Annotated in this window: 23 protein-coding genes; 15 read left to right on the top strand and 8 right to left on the bottom strand. The window is 55.7% G+C overall.

The window, feature by feature from the left end; all coding sequences use genetic code 11:
• The first annotated feature begins 10 nt into the window (after window positions 1–10).
• The 6 genes from astA (at window position 11) to ABLV08_RS02590 (ending at window position 7,208) form a co-directional block, all read left to right on the top strand.
• Entirely contained in the window at window positions 11–1,033 is a 1,023-nt protein-coding gene (gene astA, locus ABLV08_RS02615; RefSeq protein ID WP_348855557.1) for an arginine N-succinyltransferase, read from the top strand.
• Window positions 1,024–2,490 (top strand): succinylglutamate-semialdehyde dehydrogenase, encoded by a 1,467-nt coding sequence (astD, locus tag ABLV08_RS02610; protein ID WP_348855521.1) that lies wholly within the window; start codon window positions 1,024–1,026, stop codon window positions 2,488–2,490. The genes astA and astD overlap by 10 nt, the downstream gene beginning before the upstream one ends.
• Window positions 2,491–2,512: 22 nt before the next feature.
• Complete coding sequence (gene astB, locus ABLV08_RS02605) at window positions 2,513–3,853, top strand: N-succinylarginine dihydrolase (RefSeq protein WP_348855519.1); 1,341 nt, start codon at window positions 2,513–2,515, stop codon at window positions 3,851–3,853.
• Between the two features lie 10 nt (window positions 3,854–3,863).
• Window positions 3,864–4,859: a succinylglutamate desuccinylase gene (astE, locus tag ABLV08_RS02600; RefSeq protein WP_032708205.1), complete on the top strand. Its 996-nt coding sequence runs from the start codon at window positions 3,864–3,866 to the stop codon at window positions 4,857–4,859.
• Between the two features lie 10 nt (window positions 4,860–4,869).
• Window positions 4,870–6,306 carry an amino acid permease gene (locus ABLV08_RS02595; RefSeq protein ID WP_348855517.1) on the top strand — a complete coding sequence of 479 codons (1,437 nt, stop codon included), beginning with the start codon at window positions 4,870–4,872 and terminating at the stop codon, window positions 6,304–6,306.
• Window positions 6,307–6,416: 110 nt separating this feature from the next.
• Complete coding sequence (locus tag ABLV08_RS02590; RefSeq protein ID WP_048228799.1) at window positions 6,417–7,208, top strand: YdcF family protein; 792 nt, start codon at window positions 6,417–6,419, stop codon at window positions 7,206–7,208.
• Window positions 7,209–7,249: 41 nt separating this feature from the next.
• Here ABLV08_RS02590 and gap read toward each other — a convergent pair whose 3' ends face one another.
• Entirely contained in the window at window positions 7,250–8,248 is a 999-nt protein-coding gene (gene gap, locus ABLV08_RS02585) for a type I glyceraldehyde-3-phosphate dehydrogenase (protein ID WP_015366361.1), read from the bottom strand.
• 501 nt (window positions 8,249–8,749) lie between these two features.
• Here gap and ABLV08_RS02580 point away from each other — a divergent pair.
• The 6 genes from ABLV08_RS02580 (at window position 8,750) to ABLV08_RS02555 (ending at window position 14,004) form a co-directional block, all read left to right on the top strand.
• Window positions 8,750–9,652: an endonuclease/exonuclease/phosphatase family protein gene (locus ABLV08_RS02580; RefSeq protein ID WP_032711752.1), complete on the top strand. Its 903-nt coding sequence runs from the start codon at window positions 8,750–8,752 to the stop codon at window positions 9,650–9,652.
• 142 nt (window positions 9,653–9,794) lie between these two features.
• The gene (cybB, locus tag ABLV08_RS02575) at window positions 9,795–10,322 is read left to right on the top strand and encodes a cytochrome b561 (RefSeq protein ID WP_049052749.1); all 528 of its coding nucleotides are present in this window, start codon (window positions 9,795–9,797) and stop codon (window positions 10,320–10,322) included.
• Window positions 10,323–10,606: 284 nt separating this feature from the next.
• Window positions 10,607–11,989, top strand: a complete 1,383-nt coding sequence (hpaX, locus tag ABLV08_RS02570) for a 4-hydroxyphenylacetate permease (RefSeq protein ID WP_149270939.1) — start codon at window positions 10,607–10,609, stop codon at window positions 11,987–11,989.
• Between the two features lie 19 nt (window positions 11,990–12,008).
• Window positions 12,009–12,482, top strand: coding sequence for a GNAT family N-acetyltransferase (locus ABLV08_RS02565; RefSeq protein ID WP_032711750.1), 474 nt, complete (start codon window positions 12,009–12,011; stop codon window positions 12,480–12,482).
• A gap of 104 nt (window positions 12,483–12,586) precedes the next feature.
• Entirely contained in the window at window positions 12,587–12,862 is a 276-nt protein-coding gene (locus tag ABLV08_RS02560) for a metal/formaldehyde-sensitive transcriptional repressor (protein ID WP_015705585.1), read from the top strand.
• 23 nt (window positions 12,863–12,885) lie between these two features.
• On the top strand, window positions 12,886–14,004 hold the full coding sequence (locus ABLV08_RS02555; protein ID WP_015366371.1) for an S-(hydroxymethyl)glutathione dehydrogenase/class III alcohol dehydrogenase: 1,119 nt from the start codon (window positions 12,886–12,888) through the stop codon (window positions 14,002–14,004).
• 56 nt (window positions 14,005–14,060) lie between these two features.
• On the opposite strand, the gene ABLV08_RS02550 is transcribed toward ABLV08_RS02555, so the two are convergent.
• The 6 genes from ABLV08_RS02550 to pcaH form a co-directional block, all read right to left on the bottom strand.
• Window positions 14,061–14,339, bottom strand: a complete 279-nt coding sequence (locus tag ABLV08_RS02550; RefSeq protein ID WP_032711749.1) for a hypothetical protein — start codon at window positions 14,337–14,339, stop codon at window positions 14,061–14,063.
• A gap of 86 nt (window positions 14,340–14,425) precedes the next feature.
• Window positions 14,426–14,695, bottom strand: coding sequence for a hypothetical protein (locus tag ABLV08_RS02545; protein ID WP_032712631.1), 270 nt, complete (start codon window positions 14,693–14,695; stop codon window positions 14,426–14,428).
• Between the two features lie 130 nt (window positions 14,696–14,825).
• Window positions 14,826–17,198 carry a glucose/quinate/shikimate family membrane-bound PQQ-dependent dehydrogenase gene (locus ABLV08_RS02540; protein WP_348855515.1) on the bottom strand — a complete coding sequence of 791 codons (2,373 nt, stop codon included), beginning with the start codon at window positions 17,196–17,198 and terminating at the stop codon, window positions 14,826–14,828.
• A gap of 300 nt (window positions 17,199–17,498) precedes the next feature.
• Window positions 17,499–18,422 carry a LysR substrate-binding domain-containing protein gene (locus ABLV08_RS02535; protein ID WP_015366376.1) on the bottom strand — a complete coding sequence of 308 codons (924 nt, stop codon included), beginning with the start codon at window positions 18,420–18,422 and terminating at the stop codon, window positions 17,499–17,501.
• A 175-nt stretch (window positions 18,423–18,597) separates the two neighbouring features.
• Window positions 18,598–19,218 (bottom strand): protocatechuate 3,4-dioxygenase subunit alpha, encoded by a 621-nt coding sequence (pcaG, locus tag ABLV08_RS02530; RefSeq protein ID WP_015366377.1) that lies wholly within the window; start codon window positions 19,216–19,218, stop codon window positions 18,598–18,600.
• A complete protein-coding gene (pcaH, locus tag ABLV08_RS02525) occupies window positions 19,215–19,955 on the bottom strand; it encodes a protocatechuate 3,4-dioxygenase subunit beta (protein ID WP_020078656.1) in 741 nt (246 codons plus the stop codon). The genes pcaG and pcaH overlap by 4 nt, the downstream gene beginning before the upstream one ends.
• Window positions 19,956–20,191: 236 nt before the next feature.
• On the opposite strand from pcaH, the gene ABLV08_RS02520 reads away from it, so the two are divergent.
• Both ABLV08_RS02520 and ABLV08_RS02515 read left to right on the top strand, forming a co-directional pair.
• The gene (locus ABLV08_RS02520; RefSeq protein ID WP_015705582.1) at window positions 20,192–21,535 is read left to right on the top strand and encodes a VOC family protein; all 1,344 of its coding nucleotides are present in this window, start codon (window positions 20,192–20,194) and stop codon (window positions 21,533–21,535) included.
• Window positions 21,536–21,577: 42 nt separating this feature from the next.
• Window positions 21,578–23,086, top strand: a complete 1,509-nt coding sequence (locus tag ABLV08_RS02515) for a carboxylesterase/lipase family protein (RefSeq protein ID WP_348855514.1) — start codon at window positions 21,578–21,580, stop codon at window positions 23,084–23,086.
• Here ABLV08_RS02515 and ABLV08_RS02510 read toward each other — a convergent pair.
• Window positions 23,025–23,921: a LysR family transcriptional regulator gene (locus ABLV08_RS02510; RefSeq protein ID WP_348855512.1), complete on the bottom strand. Its 897-nt coding sequence runs from the start codon at window positions 23,919–23,921 to the stop codon at window positions 23,025–23,027. The two genes, ABLV08_RS02515 and ABLV08_RS02510, sit on opposite strands and share 62 nt — an antisense overlap.
• A gap of 172 nt (window positions 23,922–24,093) precedes the next feature.
• On the opposite strand from ABLV08_RS02510, the gene ycaC reads away from it, so the two are divergent.
• On the top strand, window positions 24,094–24,717 hold the full coding sequence (gene ycaC / locus ABLV08_RS02505) for an isochorismate family cysteine hydrolase YcaC (RefSeq protein WP_015366381.1): 624 nt from the start codon (window positions 24,094–24,096) through the stop codon (window positions 24,715–24,717).
• Window positions 24,718–24,726 lie beyond the last annotated feature (9 nt).

Raw genomic sequence — 24,726 nt, 5'->3', positions numbered from 1 at the left:
ACGGCCTATGATGTTATTTCGTCCCGTACGGGAAAACGACCTCGATGATATTGTCCGCCTGGCCTCCCGGGCGGGCGTGGGAATGACCTCGCTGCCCAATGATGCCGTGCGCCTCGCCGCACGGATCAAACGCAGCGTGGAGACCTTTGCCGGCAAGCTGACGCGCGGCGAACAGGGGTTTCTGTTTGTTCTGGAAGATACCGAACTGAGCCGGGTTGTCGGCGTCAGCGCCATTGAGGTCGCGGTGGGGCTCGACGAACCGTTCTACAATTTTCGTATTCAGAAAACGGTACGGGCATCGAAAGAGCTTGGGGTTTACAAGCATCAGGATTTGCTCAATTTAAGCTACGACCATACCGGCCACAGCGAACTCTGTACCCTGTTTCTGGACCCTGAGTACCAGAAGAACCGCAATGGCCTGCTGCTTTCCAAAGCGCGGTTTGTCTTTATTGCCGCGTTCCGCGAGTGGTTTTCACCGCATCTGTTCGCCGAGCTGCGCGGGCGCAGCGACGAGCAGGGTAATTCGCCGTTCTGGGATGCGTTGGGGCACCACTTTTTCGATATTCCTTTCGCCGATGCCGACCGCCTCACCGGTACAGGGATGAAAACCTTTATCGCCGAATTGATGCCGGCTTACCCGATTTACATCTCGCTGCTGCCGGATGATGCCCGCGAGGTGATAGGCCAGGTTCATGCTAATACCGCGCCGGCGCGGGCTATTCTCGAAAAAGAGGGGTTTAGCTGGCGCGGGTCCGTCGACATCTTCGATGCCGGCCCGGTACTGGAAGCAGAAACCGATAATATTCGCGCCATCAGAGAGAGCTACTCGCTGCCGGCGCTGCAACTCATGACGCCGCAGGCGACGCCAACCATCGTCGCCAACGGACAGTTTGATAATTTCCGCGCGGTGCTCATCGCGCAAGAGACGCCGGGAGCGCTCGAACAGCAGGCGCTGGACGCCCTGCAGGTCAATGCCACCGACCGGGTTCACGCGGTGACACTCAATCCAGAGGAAAACAGATCATGGCGGTAAACGCACAGTTTATAGCAGGTAAGTGGCAGCAGGGCGCAGGCGCGCCGTTAACCAAACTGGCGCCGGAAGACCAGTCTATTTTATGGCAGGCGAGCAGCGCCGGCGCGGCCGATGTGCAGGCCGCCTGTACTGCCGCGCGCGAGGCGTTTTATGGCTGGTCGCATCGCCCATTAAGCGAACGCATTGCCGTGGTTCAGCGTTTCGCTGCACTGCTGGAAGAGAATAAAGAGGCGCTGGCGACGTTAATTTCCCGTGAAACCAGCAAGCCGCTGTGGGAAACCCGTACTGAAGTACAGGCGATGATCGGCAAGGCCGGGATTTCCATTGATGCCTACGCCGAACGTACCGGTTATCGCGAGTCCGCTATGCCGGACGGCAAAGCGCTGCTGCGCCATAAGCCGCACGGCGTGATGGCGGTGTTTGGCCCTTACAACTTCCCGGGGCATCTGCCGAATGGCCATATTATCCCGGCGCTGATCGCCGGTAACACCGTGGTATTTAAACCGAGCGAATTGACGCCGGCGACCGCGGAACTCACCGTTCAGCTATGGCAGCAGGCCGGGATCCCGGACGGGGTGCTGAACCTGGTGCAGGGGGCGAAAGATACCGGCCAGGCGCTGCTGGAAAACCGCGATATCGACGGGGTGCTGTTTACCGGGAGTGCCGCCGCTGGCTTCCATTTCCACCGCTACCTCGGCGGCCAGCCGGAGAAAATGTTGGCGCTGGAGATGGGCGGCAACAACTCGCTGATCGTGGCCGACGTTGTCGATAGCGTTGCGGCGCTGCACGTGATTATTCAATCGGCCTTTATCTCCGCCGGGCAGCGCTGCACCTGCGCGCGTCGTTTACTGGTACCGCGCGGCGAACAGGGCGATGCGCTACTTGAACAACTGATTGCTGCCAGCCGGCAGATCCGCGCCGGTAAATGGGACGCCGATCCGCAGCCGTTTATGGGCGGGGTGATTTCGCAAACCGCCGCGCAGGGCATGCTGGCGGCGCAGGCGAAGCTGGAAGCGCTGGGCGGCAATGTGCTGCTGCGCATGAGCCAGCCTGATCCGCGCTCAACCGTGCTGACGCCGGGAATTATCGATGTTACCGGGATCGCGGTACCGGATGAAGAGTACTTCGGCCCGCTGCTGACCGTGATTCGTTATGACCAGTTCGATGAGGCGATCGCGATCGCCAATAACACCCGCTACGGCCTGGCGGTGGGGCTGATTTCCGCCGACCCGGCGCTGTTCGACAAGCTGGCCGACGAAGCGCGCGCCGGGATTGTTAACTGGAACAAACCGCTCACCGGAGCCTCCAGCAAAGCGCCATTCGGCGGTGTCGGCGCCTCCGGCAACCATCGCGCTTCGGCGTGGTATGCCGCCGATTATTGCGCCTGGCCGATGGCTTCTCTGGTCAGCGAAACGCTGACGCTGCCGGCGACGACGTCGCCAGGTCTGCCATTCTGATAACCGTTTTTGTGAGGACACTATGTCTGGATTTGAAGCGAATTTTGACGGCCTGGTGGGGCCAACGCACCACTACGCCGGGTTGTCGGTAGGCAACGAAGCGTCACAAAACAACCGCGACGGTTTATCTAACCCGAAGAAGGCGGCGCTGCAGGGGCTTTATAAGATGAAGACCCTGGCCGATCGTGGCTTTGTTCAGGGCATTCTGCCGCCGCAGCCGCGGCCAAATATGACGATGCTGCGCAGTATTGGTTTTCAGGGTAGCGACGAGCAGGTTATCCAGCGAGCGGCTAAAGAGGCCCCGCAGCTATTGTCGGCCTTTAGCTCCGCTTCCTCGATGTGGACCGCCAACGCCGCCACCGTGTCGCCGTCGGCCGATAGCGCTGATGGAAAAGTGCATTTTACGGTCGCCAACCTCAACAATAAGCTGCACCGCATGCAGGAAGCGCCGATCACCTCGGCCATCCTCAGGGCCACCTTCGCCGATGAGCGCTACTTTGCGCATCACGCGGCGCTACCGCAGCATGGCGATTTAGGTGATGAAGGGGCCGCTAACCATAACCGTTTCTGCGGGGATTATGACCGCCAGGGCGTGCAGTTTTTTGTCTACGGTAAGCGCGCCAGCGGCGGTGTTACGCCAGCAAAATACCCCGCACGCCAGACGCTGGAGGCCAGCGAAGCGGTGGCGCGTCTGCATCAGCTCGACCCGCAGTACACCGTATTCGCTCAGCAAAATCCGCAGGCTATCGACCATGGCGTATTCCACAATGATGTTATCGCCGTCAGCAACCGCCACGTGCTGTTCCATCATCAGCACGCCTTCCTGCAGCAGCGGGAGGTGCTGGCAACGCTGAAGGAGAGCAACGCCAGGCTGAATATTCCATTCACCAGCGTTGAAGTGCCGGACGAGCAGGTTAGCCTCGATGACGCGGTGGACTCTTATCTGTTCAACAGCCAGTTACTGAGCAAAGCCGATGGCAAAATGCTGATCGTGGTGCCGGAAGAGTGCCGTCAGCGTGAAAACGTCTGGCGCTATCTCTCCGCTCTTGCCGCCGATAGCGCATCGCCTATCGATGAAGTGGCGGCATTCGATCTACGTGAAAGCATGCGCAACGGCGGCGGCCCGGCCTGTTTACGTCTGCGGGTGGTGCTTAACGATGCCGAGCGTGCGGCGGTCAACACTCACAGCCTGATGAATGACGAACGCTACCAGCAACTGACGGCGTGGGTTGAAAAGCATTATCGCGATCGCCTGCATGCCAGCGATCTCGCCGACCCGCAGCTGCTGCGCGAGGTTTATCAGGCGCTGGATGAGCTGACGCAGATTTTACATCTGGGCGCGATTTATGACTTCCAGCGATAAGGGGCCGGGAATGGAACAAAACGTCAACGATTTACTGCATTGTAAACTGCAGACATGGACCTTTCCGCCGACTATCGAAGCCAGTTGGTTAGGCGATGGCATTCTGCAACTGCTGCCAAAAACGCCCTGGCGACAGGCGACGGTGCTTTCCGCCGGGGTGCACGGTAACGAAACCGCGCCGATTGAAATGTTGCTGCAGATCCTGCAGGGATTAAGCCTGGGCGAACAGCCGCTGACCCACGCGCTGCTGGTGGTGTTCGGCAATCTGCCCGCCATTCGCGCCGGCCGTCGCTATCTGCATAACGATCTCAACCGGCTGTTTGGCGGCCGCCATCTGGCGGCGATGCCGGGTAACGAGTCGCGTCGCGCTTTTGAACTGGAGATGGCCGTACAGGCCTTCTTCCGTAGCGCCGATGCCCACGGCAAGGTGCCGCGCACGCATCTCGATCTGCATACCGCCATTCGCGGGTCAAAATATCGGCAGTTCGCGCTGCTCCCCGCTCATGATGGCGACTACAGCGCGGATTTTTATCAGCTGTTGCAGGCCAGCGGTATGGACGCCATCGTGCGCCATACCGAACCGGGCGGCACCTTTACCCACTTCACCAGCGAGAAGTTCGGCGCGCAAAGCGCCACGCTGGAACTGGGGAAAGTGATGCCATTCGGTGAAAATGATTTGCGCTTGTTTGCCGCCACCGAACTGGCGATCGGCGCGCTGATCGCCGACGGCATCATGCCGCCGCGGAGCAAAGCGCCGGTCGAATACTTTGTGGTGCAGCAGAGCATCATCAAGAGCGAGAACGGTTTTACCCTTAATCTCGACCCGAAAATTGAAAACTTTACCGCGCTGCCGGCAGGCTATGAAATCGCCCGTCAGGCACAGAAAACCTGGGTGGTCAATGCCGACGCCCCCTACATCCTGTTTCCGAATGCGGGCGTCGCCGCCGGTCAACGCGCCGGGCTGTTGCTGACCGCTACCGCGCCAAGCCTTTCTATGCCTGCTTGAAGGAATCAACATGACTGAACATCAACGTGAGGGGCAGGTTCATCCTGCCGCCGGCGGGGAGTGCCCGTCGCAGCTCAAACGCGGCCTTGGCGCCCGGCACATTCAGATGATTGCGCTGGGCGGCGCTATCGGCACCGGACTGTTTATGGGGGCGGGCAGAAACATCGCCGTCGCCGGAACATCCATTCTGCTTATCTATCTACTGGTAGGTTTCTTTACCTATATGGTGATGCGGGCGATGGGGGAGCTGTTGCTGACCCGCCTGGATTACCGTTCGTTTGCGGATTTCGTCGGCGACTATCTTGGCCCGCAGGCCAGTTTCTATCTGGGCTGGACCTACTGGCTTAGCTGGGTGGTGACCTGTATCGCCGACGTGGTGGTATGCGGCAGCTATATGCAGTACTGGTTTCCGGAGATGTCGGCGTGGATGCCCGCGTTGAGTACGCTTGGGATCCTGTTCTTGTTTAATTTGTTGTCGGTAAAAATGTTCGGCGAGGCCGAATTCTGGTTTGCGCTGATTAAGGTCATCACCATTATTGCGCTGATTTTAACCGGCGCGTGGATGATTGCTATCGGCTGGACTTCGCCGGACGGCGTGAAGGCTTCGTTAGGCCATCTCACCGATCCGACGGCCTTTATGCCGCACGGGGTGACCGGTTTCTTCGCCGGTTTCCAGATAGCGATCTTCTCCTTCACCGGTATTGAGCTGCTTGGCACCATGACGGCGGAAACACGCGATCCTGAGCGCATCCTGCCGAAGGCGATCAACGCGCTGCCGCTGCGCATCATTATTTTCTATCTGCTGTCGATGGTGGTGATTATTGCCGTGGCCTCGTGGCCGGGCGTCTCGCCGGATGCCAGTCCGTTCGTGACCTTGTTCGCCAAGGCCGGGCTACCTGCCGCCGCCGCGGTGATTAACTTTGTCGCCTTGACGTCGGCCATGTCGTCGGCGAACAGCGGCGTTTATTCCAGTACCCGCATGCTGTACGGCCTGTCGGTGGAAAAACATGCGCACTGGCAGTTCCGTATACTATCGCGTAATACCCGCATTCCGGTACGTAGCCTGCTGTTCTCCTGCTTCTGCATGCTAAGCGGTACGTTACTGCTGTTCCTGGTGCCAAATGTGATGACGTTGTTCACCATCGTTTCAACGCTGGCGGCGATCATGGTGGTTTTCAGCTGGGGTATGATCCTCGTGGCGTACCTGGTGTATCGCCATAAACGCCCGGACCTGCACGCGCGGTCGAAATTCAAAATGCCGGCGGGAGTGGTGATGTGCTGGCTAAGCCTGTTGTTTTTCGCCTTCTCAATCTTCATTATGATTTTCGACCCGGATACGCTGCTGGCGCTGATGGCCTCGCCGCTGTGGTTTATCGCGCTATGGTGCTTCTGGAAAGTGAAACAGAAGCGCGAAGGGCAACTGGCATTGGATAACGCCAGCGCCTGATGATACCCGGCAGCTGAAGCGTGGCTGCCGGATTTTCCTTTTCGCCGTAGCGCGGTTTATGATGTCGCCCGACACTTCATTGTTGGATCAGGACAGAAGAAGGAAAGGGTATGACAGAGCATTTCCCGGCGCTTTCACACGACACGTTAGCGGCGGCCAATCTCATCGGAGACTGGTTGGCGCAGGATGATTTGCCGCAGAATGCGCAGCCGCAGATTGCGGTGTTGGCCGGTAACGCGGTGATCCCGACCATTGACGCCGCCTGTCGGCTCGCGGCTCAGAGGCAGATTCCACTATTGATAAGCGGCGGTATTGGTCATTCGACGACCTTTCTTTACGACGCCGTACAAAAGCATCCGCACTATCAGGCGCTGCAGGTAGAGGGGCGTCCGGAATCGCATATCCTGGCGGACATCGCCGAACAATTCTGGCAAATTCCGCGCGATCGCATCGTGGTGGAGGACCGTTCAACCAACTGCGGCGAAAATGCGTGGTTTACCCGCCGGTTACTGGAAGAGCGTGGGCTGGAATATTCCTCTGGCGTGGTGATTCAGGATCCGACCATGCAGCGTCGGACGATGGCGACGTTTGCCCGCGTCTGGCTGGAGGCACCGGTGAAGCCGCAGTGGTGGAGCTATCCTGGTTGTTCGCCGCGGCTTGAAAACAGCGCTGCTGGCCTGAGATTCAGCGGAGACGATAGTGGATTGTGGCCGGTGGGGCGTTATCTGGCGCTGCTGCTTGGCGAGCTGCCGCGTCTGCTGGACAACGCGCAGGGTTATGGCCCCAACGGTAAAGGGTTTATTACCCACGTCGATTTCCCACGTGATGTTAGCGCGGCGTGGCAATGCTTGCGTGAAGATAAGCTTTTGAGCGAGGCGCTGAACGCCAGAACGCTGGGGTAGGGAGAAAGGCGGATAGCCGCAGCTATCCGCTGGTTCTGAGTTTACTTCGCGAATTTATCCAGTACGCGGACAAGCTGGGTAACAAAGCCGTACTCGTTATCGTACCAGGCCACGGTTTTCACGAGCTGTACGCCGCCGGCTTCCATGATCTCCAGTTGAGTCGCATCATAGATTGAGCCGAAATGGCTGCCAATAATGTCGGAGGAGACAATTTCCTCTTCGGTGTAGCCAAAAGATTCATTGTTCGCCGCCGCATTTTTCATGGCCTGATTAACCTCTTCAGCGGTGACTTTCTTCGCCAATACGGAAACCAGTTCCGTCACTGAGCCGGTTTTAGTCGGCACGCGCTGGGCGTGACCTTTCAGTTTCCCGCTAAGCTCCGGAATCACCAGACCAATGGCTTTTGCCGCGCCGGTGGTGTGCGGAATAATGTTTTCCGCTGCCGCTCGCGAGGCGCGCAGGTCTTTGCCACGCGGCCCGTCCACCAGGGATTGCGTACCGGTATAAGCGTGAATAGTGGTCATGGTGCCCACGGTAATGCCGAAAGCATCGTTGAGCACTTTAGCCATTGGCGCCAGACAGTTGGTGGTGCAGGATGCAACCGAAATGATGGTATCATCCGGGCTCATGGTGTCGTCGTTGACGTGATAAACGATGGTTTTCATCTCGCCGGCAGGGGCGGAAATCAGCACTTTCTTCGCGCCGGCGGTCAGGTGTGCCTGCGATTTTTCCGCCGACGTATAGAAACCGGTACATTCAACAATCACCTCAGCGCCTGCGGCTTTCCACGGAATATGCTGAGCCTCTTTTTCCGCATAAACGGTGATTTTTTTACCATTAACGATCAGCGCATCTTCTGTAAAATCAACGCTCCATGGGAAAGGACCGTAGTTAGAGTCATGTTTAAGCAGGTAGGCTAAGACTTTCGGTGAGGTGAGATCGTTGATGGCCACGACCTCCAGCGGGCTATTTACTTCTAACAGGCGGCGAAGTACTAAACGTCCTATACGACCAAATCCATTAATCCCAAGTTTGCTCATGGATATTCTCCTGGTGGTGAAGTTGATACGTTAAAACTTCTTCAGGCAGAGCGGGGAGAGTAAACTATTTACTTTCAGCGGCTTAGCAGTTCACCTGCGGTGTTTCTATTGCTAAGTTACCTGCCTGAAGCGTCTTCAGTAACTGTCACGTGGAGCCAGATGGTGCGAAGGAAGTATAACGCTGACGGCTTCATTATGCGGCTTTAAATGGTAAACATTATCTACATATTCTGGCGGAGCCTGGACAGGCGGCTATCCCTGTATGGGCGCGTATGCGGTTGAATAATGAACACAAAGCAGAATGGCAGGAGTGGCGGGGCCTGCAGTGAGTTATCCACAATCTATGCGATCTGATACCGACTCGTTTTGTGGATAACCTCAAATCTTTCGGGATACTTAATTCACTCTGCGTTATAAGTTTGCGCTATACATCACGATAATCAATGTCTTCACTCGGTACCCTTAATATAAGAATACTTAAACAAGGGGAATAGCATACCAATGAAAAAGAGCATTGCACTGACGATGGTGACGCTGGCCTGCCTGGCGGCTAACGTCCAGGCAGCAGAGAAACTTGCTGGTAATGAAATACTTGCCGTACAGAAAGGCGGGGTGCCGGATAAAGTCTATACCCAGCATCAGCCGAAATTACGTATAGCAACCTATAATATCGGCAAGAATGAAGCGTCTGATAATGTGGCCGATTTTACGGCACTTAATTCAGCGATTAAAAAAATTAACGCCGATATTATTGCCGTCCCGGAAGTCGATAACAAAACTCAGCGCAGCCAGAAAATCGATCAGCTTAAGACGATTGCCGATGCTAACAATATGCATTATGCCTTTGGTAAAGCGTTGGATTTCGACGGTGGCGAATACGGACTGGGGCTGCTGTCAAAATATAAAATCCTGCATTCTCAGGTGGTGAAGCTGCCGTCAGGCAATGCGGAACAGCGCGTGGCGCTACTGGCGCAGGTTGATGTACCGGGTTTTGATTCCGCGCCGATTATTATGGTGACCCATCTCGACTGGCAAAAAGATCCCACCATGCGTACCGAGCAGGCTCGCTATCTTCTCGATTTGAGTATTGGCGATGCGGCGTCTGATTTTAAAGATATCGCCTCTTCAATTAAGATCCTGGCTGGCGATTTCAATTCAACCCGTGAAGAACAGCCGGTGAAAGAGATCGGTTATTTCTTTAACGAAGTGTCGAAGCAGGGGACGGATACGCGTAGCTGGCCTGCCGTTAACCCGGCTATTGATATCGACCACATTTTCACCTTCAAAGGACAAAAGTGGGATGTGAAGAAGCTGGAGATTCCGCATAACTCGCCGGAATTTAACTGGTCAGCGGCCAGTGACCATCTGCCGGTCATTGCTGAACTGCAACTCACCGAGCAGTAACATTGCCCAGGGCTCTTTGCAAAAGAGCCCTGATGCTATTCAATTCGCGCTAACGCAGTTTTTTAAGCCTCGGTAAAGGTTAATGAAAATTTAAGGGAAGGCGGTTATGTTAACAACATCACACTTCCATTAAGGTTTATTCATGCGCGATAAATATTCTGGCCTGCAGATAGGAATTCACTGGCTGGTTTTTTTACTGGTTGTCGTCGCCTACGCGGCGATGGAACTGCGCGGTTTCTTCCCGCGCAGCGACCGTCCGGTGATAAACATGATCCATGTCTCCTGCGGCATTTCCATTTTTGTCTTGATGATTGCACGACTGCTGGTGCGCCTGAAGTCTCCGGCGCCGCCGATTGTTCCTAAACCCTCGCCGATGATGACCGGTTTCGCCCATCTTGGCCATCTGGTGATATATCTGCTGTTTATCGCGCTACCGGCGATTGGCATGGTAATGATGTATTACCGCGGTAACCCGTGGTTTGCTTTCGGCCTGACGATGCCCTTTGCGGCGCAAAGCAACTTCGCTTTGGTCGACAGCCTTAAGGGGCTGCACGGCTTAATTGCCAATATCGGCTATTTCGTGATTGGCCTGCACGCGCTGGCGGCTCTGCTGCATCACTATTTATGGAAAGATAATACGCTGCTGCGCATGATGCCGCGCAAGCGCTGAGTATCACGCCCGGCACTCCTGAACCCGCCCACCGGCGGGTTTTTTGTTTCCGTAACTCGCCAATAAATGATTCATGAAATGTTACTTATGCTGCAAATTTGTATCAATATTGTAAATAAAAATGTCTAATTGAAATGAAAGGTTCTATAAGAATCTGAGTGCGGTGGATTGAATCCAGCCGGGAGGTCGTCGAAACGACACCCAGCCACGTTCAGCGGTATCCGCAGCGTCATTGGCTAAAACGCCTGCATTTTCAATACCGATGAGCAAAAGGAAAACCTGACATGACCGATAATATACCGGCCACTTCCCCTCCTGTCGCCGATGCGGGGGGCGCTGAACGCTTGAGCCCGCGCGAACAGGTGGTGATCAATAAATTGTTCCGTCGCTTAATTCCTTTTCTGTTTCTGCTTTTTATCTTTTCATTTCTTGATCGTATCAATATCGGCTTTGCCGGGCTCACCATGAGCCAGGATTTGGGGCTGAGTAGCACCATGTTCGGCCTCGCGACGACGTTGTTCTATGCGATGTACGTCATCTTTGGTATTCCCAGTAACATCATGCTGGGGATCGTTGGCGCGCGCCGCTGGATTGCGAGCATTATGGTGGTGTGGGGAATCGCATCGACAGCGACCATGTTTGCGACCGGGCCAAACAGCCTGTATCTGCTGCGCATGCTGGTGGGGATTGCCGAAGCCGGCTTTCTTCCAGGGCTTCTACTCTACTTAACCTACTGGTTTCCGGCGTACTACCGGGCGCGCGCCAATGCGTTGTTTATGATTGCCATGCCGGTGACGATGGCGTTGGGCTCGCTGGTCTCCGGCTATATTCTCAGTATGGATGGCATGCTGACGCTTAAAGGCTGGCAGTGGTTATTCCTGCTGGAAGGATTCCCATCGGTGTTGTTGGGGGCGGTAGTCTGGTTCTATCTTGACGACAGTCCGCAAAAGGCCAAATGGCTCACCGATGAGGACAAACGTTGCCTTAGCGAGATGATGGAGAGGGACAAACTAAGACTGGTGCAACCGAACGGTAGCGCCAGCCTGAGCGCCCTGCAGCAGGGGAAAGGCAGCCTCTGGCGCGACGTCTTCACCCCGGTGGTGTTGATGTATACGCTGGCCTATTTCTTTCTCTGTAATACCTTAAGCGCGCTCAGCGTCTGGACGCCGCTGATCCTCAAAAGCTTTAACCAGGGCAGCAGCAATATCGCCATCGGCTTGCTTAGCGCCGTACCACATATCTGTACCATTGTGGCGATGATTTGGTGGAGTAAACGTTCTGATCGCTTACAGGAACGTAAGCTGCACACGTTATTGCCCTATCTGTTTGCCGCCGCGGGCTGGATGCTGGCGGCGCACGGGGCAAATAGCGTGATGCAACTGTTGGGGGTAATTATGGCCTCGGCAGGGGCCTATGCGGCGATGGTGATTTTCTGGACCACGCCAGATCAGTCCATCAGCCTGCGCTCACGAGCGATCGGCATTGCGGTGATTAACGCGACGGGTAATATGGGATCGGCCATGAGTCCGCTGTTATTCGGCTGGCTGAAGGATTTAACCGGCAGCTTTAACGCCGGCTTTTACCTCGTGGCCGGGTTCCTGGTATTGGGGGCGCTGGTGGTATCGCGCATCCCGATGAAGGCCAGCCGTCCACGAGCGACGCCATAAAAAAGATAAAGGAGTAGTGATGAGAGTGAGACGCGCGGTACCCGATGAAGCCCCTGCGTTGTGGAATATCCGTAATCAGGCGATTCGCCATGGCTGTCGTCAAAGCTATGGCGCTGAAGTGATTCACGCCTGGACGCCGGAACTGATGCCCGAAGGGTATCGTCACGCCGTTGCCGATAATCCGTTTTATATCGTGGAAAATAGGCTGGGCCAACCCGTCGCAACCGGCTATCTCGATATTGAGTCCTTAAGCGTGGAAGCGATCTTTACGCTGCCGGAGTGGGGCGGGCAGGGATGCGCGGATTTGATCATGAGGGCGGTTATTGCCGAAGCTCGCCGACGGGGGCTCGAAACCATTACGCTTGAGGCGACCCCCAATGCGGCGGGCTTTTATCTACGCCATGGCTTTGTTTCACATGGTGAAAAGAGTCATTATTCGAAAATGGCCAACGCCGAGCTACGCTGTATAGCCATGAGCCTCACTCTCGATTAACGGTAAACTTGCGCCGCTATGCTATGGTTGTTAGCGGCGTTTCAATTTGCCACTTTAGTTAAATAAATATAGTATACCCCCCTATATGATATGGAGGGCCTCTCGTGCCACATTCACCAGAAGACAAGAAGCGTGCGCTTAGCCGCGTACGCCGTATTCGCGGGCAGGTTGAAGCGCTGGAACGTGCGCTGGAGTCCGGCGAACCCTGCATGACTATCCTGCAACAGATTGCCTCCATTCGCGGCGCCGCCAACGGTTTGATGGGCGAGCTGGTGGAGATGCATCTGCAGGATGAACTGGTTAGCGGCGATACCACCCCGGACCAACGCGCCGCCCGCATGGCGGAAGTCGGTCACCTGCTACGATCCTATTTAAAGTAAAATCACGACGAGGAATGGACAGTATGAAATCACGTGCAGCAGTTGCCTTTGGCCCCGGCCAGCCGTTAAAAATCGTGGAGATTGACGTCGCGCCGCCAAAGAAAGGCGAAGTCCTGGTCAAAATCACCCACACCGGTGTTTGCCACACCGATGCTTTTACTCTCTCTGGCGACGACCCGGAAGGCGTGTTCCCGGCGGTTTTGGGCCATGAAGGCGGCGGTATCGTCGTTGAAGTCGGAGAGGGCGTGACCAGCCTGAAACCTGGCGATCACGTTATTCCGCTGTATACCGCCGAGTGCGGCGAATGCAAATTCTGCAAGTCTGGCAAAACTAACCTCTGCCAGGCGGTTCGCGCCACCCAGGGGAAAGGTTTGATGCCGGATGGCACCACGCGATTTTCCTATAACGGCGAGCCGATTTATCACTATATGGGCACCAGCACCTTCAGCGAATACACCGTCTGTGCTGAGATTTCGCTGGCAAAAGTTAACCCGCAGGCGCCGCTGGAAAAAGTATGTCTGTTGGGCTGTGGCGTGACCACCGGTATCGGCGCGGTACATAACACGGCGAAGGTAAAAGAGGGCGACAGCGTCGCTGTCTTCGGGCTGGGCGGTATTGGCCTGGCGGTGATTCAGGGGGCGGTACAGGCGAAGGCCGGACGCATTCTGGCGGTCGACACTAATCCGGATAAATTCACCCTCGCCAGGGAGATGGGCGCTACCGACTTCATCAATCCGAATGACTACGACAAACCGATTCAGGACGTGATTGTTGAGCTAACCGACGGCGGCGTTGATTTCAGTTTCGAATGTATTGGCAACGTCAACGTCATGCGCGCGGCGCTGGAGTGCTGCCACAAAGGTTGGGGTGAGAGCGTCATCATCGGTGTGGCGGGCGCCGGCCAGGAAATTAAAACCCGTCCGTTCCAGTTGGTCACCGGCCGGGTATGGCGTGGTTCCGCCTTCGGCGGCGTCAAAGGGCGTAGCCAGCTGCCGGGGATGGTTGAAGACGCGATGGCGGGTAAGATTCGCCTCGATCCGTTTATCACCCACCGGTTACCGCTCGACCAGATCAACGAAGCCTTCGATCTGATGCATGAAGGTAAATCGATTCGTACGGTTATTCACTTCGGTGATAACTAAGTATTGCTGATAGCGAAACCCGGGCTATTTATCGCCCGGGTTGACTTCAGGTTATGTTAATACTTGCGCCAGTGTTCATAGCCGGATTGCCATCGTTTCTGCTCCCGCCGTTCTCTCTCACGCTGAATATCGGACTTTTGATCTTCCCAGATTGGACAATCCGGGCCGTTTGCCACTTCGCAGGGTACCGAGATATCGTTTAACGGATTGACCTTTTTCTCTTCCCACAACGTTGGGTCGCGTAAATCCACTTCTGGCGCTTTCAGCGCCTGGGCCGAGGCTGTCGCTATCAGTAAAAAAGCGCCAAACATCAGGCGGCGGGAGGCTCCTTTCATCTTTATCCTTATGATGTTTTATTGATAACCATTCGCAATAATAACATAGCGTAATAAAACATTAACAGCAGGATTCAGGGCGAATTTTACAGTTCAAATGGCGGGATCATGCTCAGCATGAATTCCCCTGGCTCGGTGGAAAATGCTTCGACGGTTACGCCGTCTTTATCAGTTATACCCTTAAACACTTTGCCGTCTGGCGTCGTGATTTGATAAGGGAAATAGGGCATAGGCTTGCCGGTGTCAGGATCCTTCAGCACATAGTCATGGCGATAAAGTTGCTTAGGTTCGTCGTGGATACAGCCCTGTAGTAGTAAGGCAAAAATCATCGCACTTGCGCCCTTCATTATAGACATGAGTTCCTTCTCCTTGATTGTCCTCGGGATAAAATCTGCCATCCATAGTAACAAATGCAGGTGATCTGACATCTAAATGAAATCTGAAACAGGAAAAGTAAAAGGCCCCGTGGTGAACGGGGCCTGTGTTTTACTGCTTATCCGCTAAAGCGTAAGCGATGATGTAATCGCCGCGATCCGGAGACTGGCGCGCGCCGCCGGCGTTGATAACGATGTACTGCTTACCGGTTTTCGGTGAAACGTAGGTCATCGGGCCGGATTGGCTGCCCACCGGCAGGCGAGATTTCCAAATCTCTTTGCCGTTGGCGGTATCAAAGGCGCGCAGATAGAAATCCTGGGTGCCGGCGAAGAACAGCAGGCCAGACTGGGTAGACAGCGAAGCTCCCAGCGTTGGCATGCCGATAGGGATCGGCATATGCATGCGGATACCCAGCGGACCGGTATCTTCTACCGTACCTACCGGAACCTGCCAGACCAGCTTACCGCTTTTCAGATCAACCGCCGACATGGTACCGAACGGCGGCTTCTGGCAGGGGATGCCCAGCGGCGACAGGAAACGCTCGCGCATTGCGCCATACGGCGTACCTTCCATCGGTACGATACCCATTTCGATACCGCTGGCATCTTTAGCCACTTTCGCTCGCGGTGCCATGTAGTTAGCCAGTCCAAGGCGCATGTCATTGACGAACATCAGGCCGTTATTCGGATCGACCGACACGCTGCCCCAGTTCATTCCGCCAAGCGAGCCCGGATACTGCAAGGAGCGGTCTTCACCCGGCGGTGTAAAGACACCCTGATGGCGCATCTCTTTGAACTGAATACGGCACAGCAGCAGGTCAACCGGGGTGGCGCCCCACATATCCGATTCTTTCAACGTTTCGTTGCCGATCATCGGCATGCCGACGGAGTAGGGCTGCGTCGGCGAGTAGCGTTCACCTTTGACGTTGCCGGCCGGGACAGGGCGTTCTTCCACTTTCGCCACCGGTTCACCCGTCGCGCGGTTAAGCATGAAGATCATGCCCTGCTTGCTGGTTTGCACCAGTACCGGCGTCGTACCGCCTTTACCGTCCGGCAGATCGTACAGCAGTGGTTGCGAAGGCAGGTCGAAATCCCACAGATCGTGATGGGTGGTCTGGAAATGCCAGCGCACTTTACCGGTGGCGGCATCGACCGCAACGATTGATGAGCTGTATTTATCATCCAGCGCCGTACGTTCGCCGCCGAAGAAATCTGGCGTGGCGTTACCGGTTGGCAGATAAATGAGATTCAGTTTGGCATCGTAAGACATCGCGGACCAGACGTTCGGCGTCCCGCGCGTGTAGGTTTGTCCTTCCGGCGGTACGCCGGTCAGCTGCGGGTTACCCGGATCCCAGGCCCAGGCCAGTTTACCGGTATGCACGTCAAAAGCGCGAACTACACCCGGCGGTTCACCGGTGGAGTAGTTATCCGCGATGCGACCACCAACGACAACAAGGTTACCGGCCACCAGCGGGGTAGAGGTCTGCTGATAATAACCAGGTTTGATTTCCCCCATTCCGACGCTGAGATCGACGGTACCGTGTTCACCAAATGCTTCACAGGCTTTACCGGTATCGGCATCGATTGCGATCAGGCGCGCATCGGTAGTCGGCAGGAACAGGCGGCGGGCACAGGCGGCAGGCTGAGTCCCGGCCACGGCATTAGCCTGCGCCTGGCTATCTTCGTAGTAGCCTAAACCGCGGCAACGTTGCCAGTTAGGCGCCGTCGCTTTCGAGTCGTAGCGCCATTTTTCTTTGCCGCTATCGACGTCCAGCGCCAGGACTTTGCTATATGGCGTACAAACATAAAGCGTATCGCCAATCTGCAGCGGCGTATTCTGGTCTTCCGCACCGGAACCGTTACTCTGCGGAATATCGCCGGTATGGGCAATCCAGGCAACCTGTAGCTGGTTGATATTGTTTTTATTGATCTGATCCAACGCGGCGAAACGGTCGCCGTGAGTGGTATTACCCCAGTGCTGCCAGTTCTTTTGTTCTTCACCTGGCTGTACCGGTTTTACCGGCACGGGTTCGCTGGCGCTGACCAGCGGCTGGGATTTAAACATCCAACCAAAACTGACCAGCAGTACCACGGCCAGCACGCCCGCGAGGGTGAAGGCCGCGCCTTTTTTTGCCGGTGCGCTGGAAAGAAAAGGCCAAACAATGGCGCACAGAAAAGCCAGAACGCCAAGCGCAAACAGGCGTGAGAACAGCGGCCAGTAGGTCCAGCCGGCGTCGCTGATAGCCCAAACAATGGAAGCCGCGAAGGCGACGGCATAAAGAACGATGCCGCCGCGCCGATTGCGGAAAATAAGCAGGGAGGCGATAACCATCACCAGTCCCATAATGGCGAAATACCAGGTGCCGCCGACGCTTGCCAGTTTGGCGCCTAAAATGCCGATTGCCAGACCGATGATTAACATCAGTCCGGCGAGTAGCCACTGCAGGATCCGGGGGAATCCGCGCGGCACGTTGCCCGTAGCCATGTTGTCTCCTTATACCACCCCTTGCCAGGCGTGTACCAAATGAATCAAGTGCAAATTGAAATTGCTTTTGAGTGAAGCTGTTCAAAGCTTCATAAATGTGATTTCAAAAGATGAATTCATTTCACATGAACCAAATGGTGAAATCATGGCTATGATAAATCTGTTAATGAAATGAGCGCAAATGTTAATGAATGATTTCGCACTAATTGATTAGCGCGATGTATATATTAAGTGGCAGAAGAATGAACGTAGCGGTGCCGTTACCTCAATGTGCTGATTCGGGGTAACGGCCACTGAGAGTCAGCCAGGCATGGATTTGCGTATCGCGCTCAGTAGAGTTTGCGCCCCCTGCGACAGGCTGGCGTCCACCCGGGTAAGAATACCGATCGGCTCGCCGGCGCCTTCGGTGGCGATAGGTAATGAGGTTAACAAACCGCGACGCAGGTCGTCTTTCACCGCGCCGGAAGGGACGAACCAGACATAGTCGTAATCGACCGTGAGCTGGCGTGAAAGCGAGGCCGACAGCGTTTCAATACAGCCGGGGGGAATTTTACAACCCTGGCTTTGCAGTAGCGTTTCCGCGTTCTGCCGCGGAATTGTCCCTTTCGGTGAGACCACCACCGGCCATTCCATCACCCGGCTGAGCGTTACCGTCTCCTGCAGCAGCGGGTGGCCGGGGCGGACGACCAGCTTTAGCGATTCAAGAAACAGCAGTTCATAGTTGAGGCCGCTCATCAGTTCCGGATCAGACATGCGCCCAATACCAATATCGACATCGCCGGATTTTAGCCCCGCCAGCAGCATGGTGTTATTCATGGTGGCGACCTGTAAGGTGATGTCTTTTTGCTGTTTATGAAATTGACCAATCACCGTAGGTAAAATACCGAGCGCCGCGGTTGGCAGGGCGCCAATCCGCACCACATCGCTATTCATGCCTTCTTTACGATTGAGAGCCTGGCCTGCGGTATTGAGGGCATCCAGCACCTTAACCGCGTGGGTAAGAAACTGTTCGCCAACCAGCGTCAACTGCGCGCCAAGCCGCCCGCGCTCAAAGAGACGGGTACCGGTCAACTGCTCCAGCTCGTTGAGCGTTTTTGATAGCGCAGGTTGGCTAAGATTCAGGGTTTCTGCCGCCCGCCCCAGGGTTCCCTGTTGTGCGACGGCGACGAAAGTATGTAAATGGCGCAAGCGAATGCGCTGACTGAAGAGACCATTTTTTTCCATAATCGATGTTAAAAACAGAGCTGTCTCGGTAGCAAGCGAAGTTGTTTAATTTTGATAACTAGTTAGCAAAATATTATTAACATTTGATCTTATTGTCTTACAAGTCATTTCTGTCAGGCGCGATAAAAAGCCCCGCACTCGGCGGGGCTGGAAAAAAGGATGTTTTGGTGGGAAATTAAATATCGAAGAACACGGTTTCTTTATCGCCCTGTAAATAAATATCAAAGCGGTAGACGACTTCATCTCCACGCACTTCACGTTGCGCGATAAGCGTCTGGCGGCGAACTTCCCATTCAATCAGATTCAGTACCGGATCCTGTTCATTTGCCGCCTGCTCATCAGCAAAGTACATCCGCGTATTCAGGCCGATGTTGATACCCCGCGCCACCACCCACAGATTGAGGTGCGGCGCCATCATGCGTCCGTCACGGCCGACGACCGCGCCGGGTTTGATGGTTTGAAAGCGCCAGACGCCGGATGCAAAGTCTGAACACGTGCGCCCCCAGCCGCGGAAGTTTGGGTCCAGAGTCTTACTCTGCTGACGGTCGTCGGGATGGTTATAACGCCCGTCGGCGTTAGCCTGCCAGAGTTCCAGCAGCACGTCGCGTACCGGCGTTCCGGAACCATCGAAAACCCGGCCTTCAATCGTAATACGTTGGCCTTTGGTTTCCGCGCTCACTAAGTTGGGGCCGAAGTTTTTTTCGAAAATATGAAACCCTGCAGCGTCCGGCGCCAGACCAATATGCACATAAGGCCCGGCAGTCTGCGAGGCGGTTTCAGCTAAATAGTCTTTCATTGGGCGGCCCCCTGAGTACGATTTTCGAACAGCGTGGCGCGATGCCCGCGCAGCACAAGGTCAAAACGATAGGCCAGGCTGTCGAGCGGCACGGCGGCGTGGGTATCCAGCTCGGCAATCAGGGTACGCACGGCATCATCGTTATTGATGGTTCTGACAATCGGACACTGTTTAATAAGCGGATCGCCTTCAAAGTACATTTGGGTAATCAGCCGCTGCGCCCAGGCATCGCCGGAGAGCGAAAAGTGAATATGCGCCGGGCGCCAGTCGCTAACCTGATTACGCCACGGATAGGGGCCGGGTTTGATTGTGCGAAAACAGTAATAACCGTTTTCATCGGTCAGCACCCGTCCACAGCCGCCGAAGTTGGGGTCAATCGGCGCCAGATACTGGTCTTTCTTATGACGGTAGCGGCCGCCGGCATTGGCCTGCCACACTTCCACCAGCGTATTTTTCATTGGTCGGCCAAAGCCGTCGCGCACGTAACCGTGAACAATAATTCGCTCGCCAATCGGCAGGCCGTCTTTGGCGTAGTTGAGGATGAGATCGTTATCCAGCGGGCCAAGGTCGTCGCTGCTGAACACCGGACCGGTAATTTCAGAAAGTGAATTTTGCAGGGAGATGAGGGCATTACGCGGCGAGCGCAGCACACTAGTTTTATATCCCGGCGCCAGCGCCGGCGGATGGCTATTGTAATCGCGATGTACAACCTCGCGCGGTGACCATTTATTATTCATAGGGTACTCCATCAATCGGAAGAGAGGCATGTTGTTGTAATGTCGCCAGAAACAGTCTCTGTAAATGTTTTGTTAATTTAAAGTGAAATTAAATCTAATCTTTCATAACCATTGGTTATGATTTGTGCAGGCGAAACGCGGTAGCAGGTTATCCGCATCACAGTTTGTAAATTCTTCCCGCCACTCTTAACGCGCTTTCCTACACTCCAGGAAGTATTCACTGGAGGTAAGACATCATGGCGAACACCATCACGGCTGATGAGATTCGGGAGAACTTTTCACAGGCTATGTCGGCAATGTACCAGCAGGAAGTTCCGCAATATGGAACCCTCCTGGAGTTGGTGGCGGATGTGAATCTGGCGGTCCTGGAACATAACCCGAAATTACATGAACAATTGGCTAATGCCGACGAGCTGGCACGGCTGAACGTTGAGCGCCACGGCGCGATCCGCGTGGGAACGGCGGAAGAACTGGCGACCCTGCGTCGCATGTTTGCCATTATGGGGATGTATCCCGTTAGCTATTACGATCTGTCGCAGGCTGGGGTACCGGTTCACTCCACCGCATTTCGCCCGGTCGATGACGCGGCGCTGGCGCGTAACCCGTTTCGCGTTTTCACCTCATTGCTGCGCCTTGAACTGATCGGCAACGAGGCGCTGCGCCAGCGAGCGGCGGATATTCTCGCCCGTCGCGATATCTTTACGCCTCGCTGCCGTGAACTCATTGCGTTACACGAAGATCGAGGAGAATTCACGGCTGCAGAAGCGCGTGAATTCGTCACCGAAGCGTTGGAAACTTTCCGTTGGCACCGTCATGCCACCGTTGACGAGCAAACCTATCACGCGCTGCATAATGAGCACCGGTTGATTGCCGATGTGGTCTGTTTCCCCGGTTGCCACATTAACCATCTGACGCCGCGCACTCTTGATATCGATCGGGTTCAGGCGCTGATGCCGCAATGTGGTATCGAACCGAAAGCGCTCATTGAGGGGCCGCCGCGCCGCGAGGTGCCGATTTTACTGCGGCAAACCAGTTTTAAAGCGCTGGAAGAACCGGTGATGTTTGCTGGTGAACATAAAGGCACACACAGCGCGCGCTTTGGCGAAATTGAGCAACGCGGCGTCGCGTTGACGCCGAAAGGACGAGCGCTGTATGACCGCTTACTGAATGAGGCCGGGGTCGGTAAAGACAACCTTAATCATCAGCGCCATTTGCAGGAGGTCTTTAGCGAATTTCCTGACAGCGAATTTCTGCTGCGTCAGCAGGGGCTGGCGTGGTTTCGCTATCGCCTGACGCCTGCGGGGGAAGCGCATCGCCATGCTTTTGGCCCCGGCGACGATCCGCAACCGCTGATCGAACGTGGTTGGGTAGTCGCGCAGCCGATTGTTTATGAAGATTTTTTACCGGTGAGCGCGGCGGGGATCTTCCAATCGAATCTGGGCAACGAAACGCAGGCCCGCAGTCACGGTAACGCCAGCCGTGAAGCTTTTGAAGCGGCGTTAGGCTGCGAGGTCCTCGATGAGTTCGAGTTATACCAACAGGCGGAGGAGCGGAGTAAACGCCGTTGCGGTCTGCTCTAAAATCGGTACTCTGCATGGCATAACTTGCAAAAGGACGTTGTTATGCAGAATTCATCTACGCCGCTGGTGAAAACGCGGCAGGGCACGTTATCCGGCACCCGTGAACAGGGGATCCATATCTGGCGTGGTATTCCTTACGCGCAGCCGCCGGTAGGCGAGCTGCGTTGGCGTTCGCCGCAGCCTCCAGAGCGCTGGCAGGGCGTGCGTCAGGCCGATACCTTTTCCGCCGCCAGCTGGCAGGATATCGAATATTGTCGTGAACTGGGCGGCGGCGATCCTGGCCGTTTTTCCGAAGACTGTCTCTATCTCAACGTGTGGGCGCCCGCCGCCCGTTCGCAGCCGCTCCCGGTGATGGTCTGGCTGCACGGCGGCGGCTACACCATCGGCGCCGGCAGTCTGCCGCCCTACGACGGTAGCGCGTTGGCCAGCCGCGAGGTGGTGGTGGTCACCGTGAACTATCGTCTTGGACACCTCGGCTTTTTCGCCCATCCAGCGTTGGAAGGCGAAGAGGGCGAGCGGTTGTATAATTTTGCACTGCTCGATCAGATAGCCGCGCTGCGCTGGGTGCAGGATAATATCCACGTCTTCGGCGGCGATGCCGCCAATGTCACCTTGTTCGGCGAATCCGCGGGGGCGCGCAGCGTCCTGTCGTTAATGGCGTCGCCGAAAGCGAAGGGATTGTTCCATAAAGCGATCGTGCAAAGCGGTTATACCTTACCGGATTTACCGCGGGAAAAGGCGCTGGCCAAGGGAAAGCTGCTGGCGGAACATTTTTCTCTTGCCGATGCCAGTGCGGAACAGCTGCGGGCAATCCCCGCTGATGCCTTTTGGGCGCTGACTGCGCCGCTGAATATCGGCCCGGCGCCGATTGTCGGCGATGCGGTGCTGCCGGAGCCCATGCTCGACACGTTCTTTAAGGGACGTCAGCATGCGATGCCGGTGATGATTGGCTCCAATAGCGATGAGGCCAGCGTGATGGCGGTATTTGGCGTCGATATTGCCGGTCAGATTCAAAAACTGCGTCGCGAACGCCGTTTTGGCCTTGGGCTGATTAAACTACTGTATCCCGGCGTTAAAGGCGATGAGGCGTTAGGGCGGGAAGTGTGTCGCGATATGGCGTTCACGACTTTGGGGTATGTTGTCATGCAGGCGCAGCAGCGTCTCGGGCAACCGTGCTGGCGCTACTGGTTTGACTATGTGGCCGAAGCGGAACATGAAACTTATCTCCATGGCGCCTGGCATGGCAACGAAGTGGTTTACGTTTTTGACAACCTGACCCGCGCCGAGCCGGTATGTCAGTACGCCAGTGAGGCGGATCAAGCCTTCGCCGCGCAGGTCGCCGACTACTGGGTTAATTTTGCCCGTCAGGCGGGCAATCAGTGCAGTGAGTTAACCGGCCCGGTGCGCTGGCCAGCCTGCCAGCGCGGACGGGACCGTTTATTGCGTATCGGCCTCAACAAGCGCGCGGGCTTTAAAGTTGAGAACCGCTTTATGCGCGCGCGGCTGGCGCTATTCCGCCGGGTGATGAAGCATCATGTGACGCTGGATTAACCAGCGCGGCGCGAAAGCGCGCCAGCCCGTCGGCCTTGCTTTGCGAGCGGCGAACAACCAGCCGGTAGCTGGCGCCGGTTTTGACGCTAAGCGAGAAGGGGCGACATAGTCGCCCGGTGCGCAGATCCCCGGCAACCACCGTTTCGTCCGCCATGGCGACGCCGAGCCCCTGCATCGCGGCGGTAATCGCGAGATCCATGGTGTCGAAATATTGGTTTTTATGCATTTTTAGCGCAGTTTCATGCGGGAAGTGCGCAAGCCACAGCAGCCAGTCGGTTTTATCGCGCGTCGGATGGAGAAATGTGATGCCTGATAGCTGGGGATCGCACGGCGTATCGGGACTGACCACCGGCGTGAGGGCCTCTTCAAACAGCAAGTCGCCGGCGCTTTGATGGGTGCCGAAGATAATCGCCGCGTCGTAGGGCTCAGTCTTAAAGTTGACGCTATGCTCGGTGGTGGTGGTCAACGCCACCTGCAATTCCGGATAACGTCGTTCTATCTCCAGTAGTTTCGGCACCAGCCAGCGGATCGCACAGGTAGGCGCTTTCAGGCGCACGACAGTTTGCTGCTGGCGCGCCTGCTCGGCTACCGTTAACAGGCGGCCAAATGCCGACTGTAGCTCAGGATAAAGCGCGCTGCCCTGCGGCGACAGTCGCAGGCCCCGGGCGTGGCGTTCAAATAGCGGGAAGCCGAACCAGTTTTCCAGCGCGGCGATCTGTCGGCTGACTGCCCCCTGCGTCAGGCATAGCTCCTGTGCGGCATGGGTTAGGTTGAGATGCCTCGCGGTTATCAGAAACGTTTCTACGGTATGAAAAGGCAGGGCGCTACGCGACATGTTGGCTCCAGCTATGCATTTTGATCATGGGCAGTATGCCACGCCTCGTTGCGAAATTGGGACGATGCGTTCCGTTTTTGCCATCTAATCGTCATCCGCTGCTTACACTATTATTAATCTCGTTGATACAACGTCTCTCACCGATTAGTTGATGTGTATAAAAGGAGCCACCATGTCTAAACCTTACGTTCGTCTGGATAAAAATGATGCGGCAGTATTACTGGTTGACCATCAGACCGGCCTGCTCTCACTGGTTCGTGATATCGAGCCGGATAAATTCAAGAACAACGTCCTTGCCCTCAGCGATCTGGCTAAATACTTTAAACTACCGACTATTCTGACCACCAGTTTTGAGAATGGCCCTAACGGCCCGCTGGTGCCGGAACTAAAAGAACAGTTCCCCGACGCCCCTTATATCGCTCGTCCCGGCAATATTAATGCCTGGGATAACGAAGATTTCGTTAACGCGGTAAAAGCCACCGGTAAGAAACAGCTGATTATTGCCGGTGTCGTCACTGAAGTGTGCGTGGCCTTCCCGGCGCTGTCGGCGATTGAAGAGGGATTCGACGTCTTTGTAGTGACCGATGCGTCCGGTACCTTTAACCCGATCACCCGTGATGCGGCGTGGGATCGTATGTCGCAAGCGGGCGTGCAGTTAATGTCGTGGTTTGGCGTGGCCTGTGAGCTGCACCGCGACTGGCGCAATGATATTGAAGGATTGGGCACCCTGTTCTCTAACCACATTCCGGATTACCGTAACCTGATGACCAGCTTTAACCTGCTGAGCAAGAAATAAACAGCTGGC

Origin of the sequence: Klebsiella sp. CN_Kp088 (assembly GCF_040064335.1) — a bacterium.
Classification (GTDB): Bacteria; Pseudomonadota; Gammaproteobacteria; order Enterobacterales; family Enterobacteriaceae; genus Klebsiella; species Klebsiella aerogenes.
This window is presented reverse-complemented; position numbering and strand designations above follow the sequence as displayed.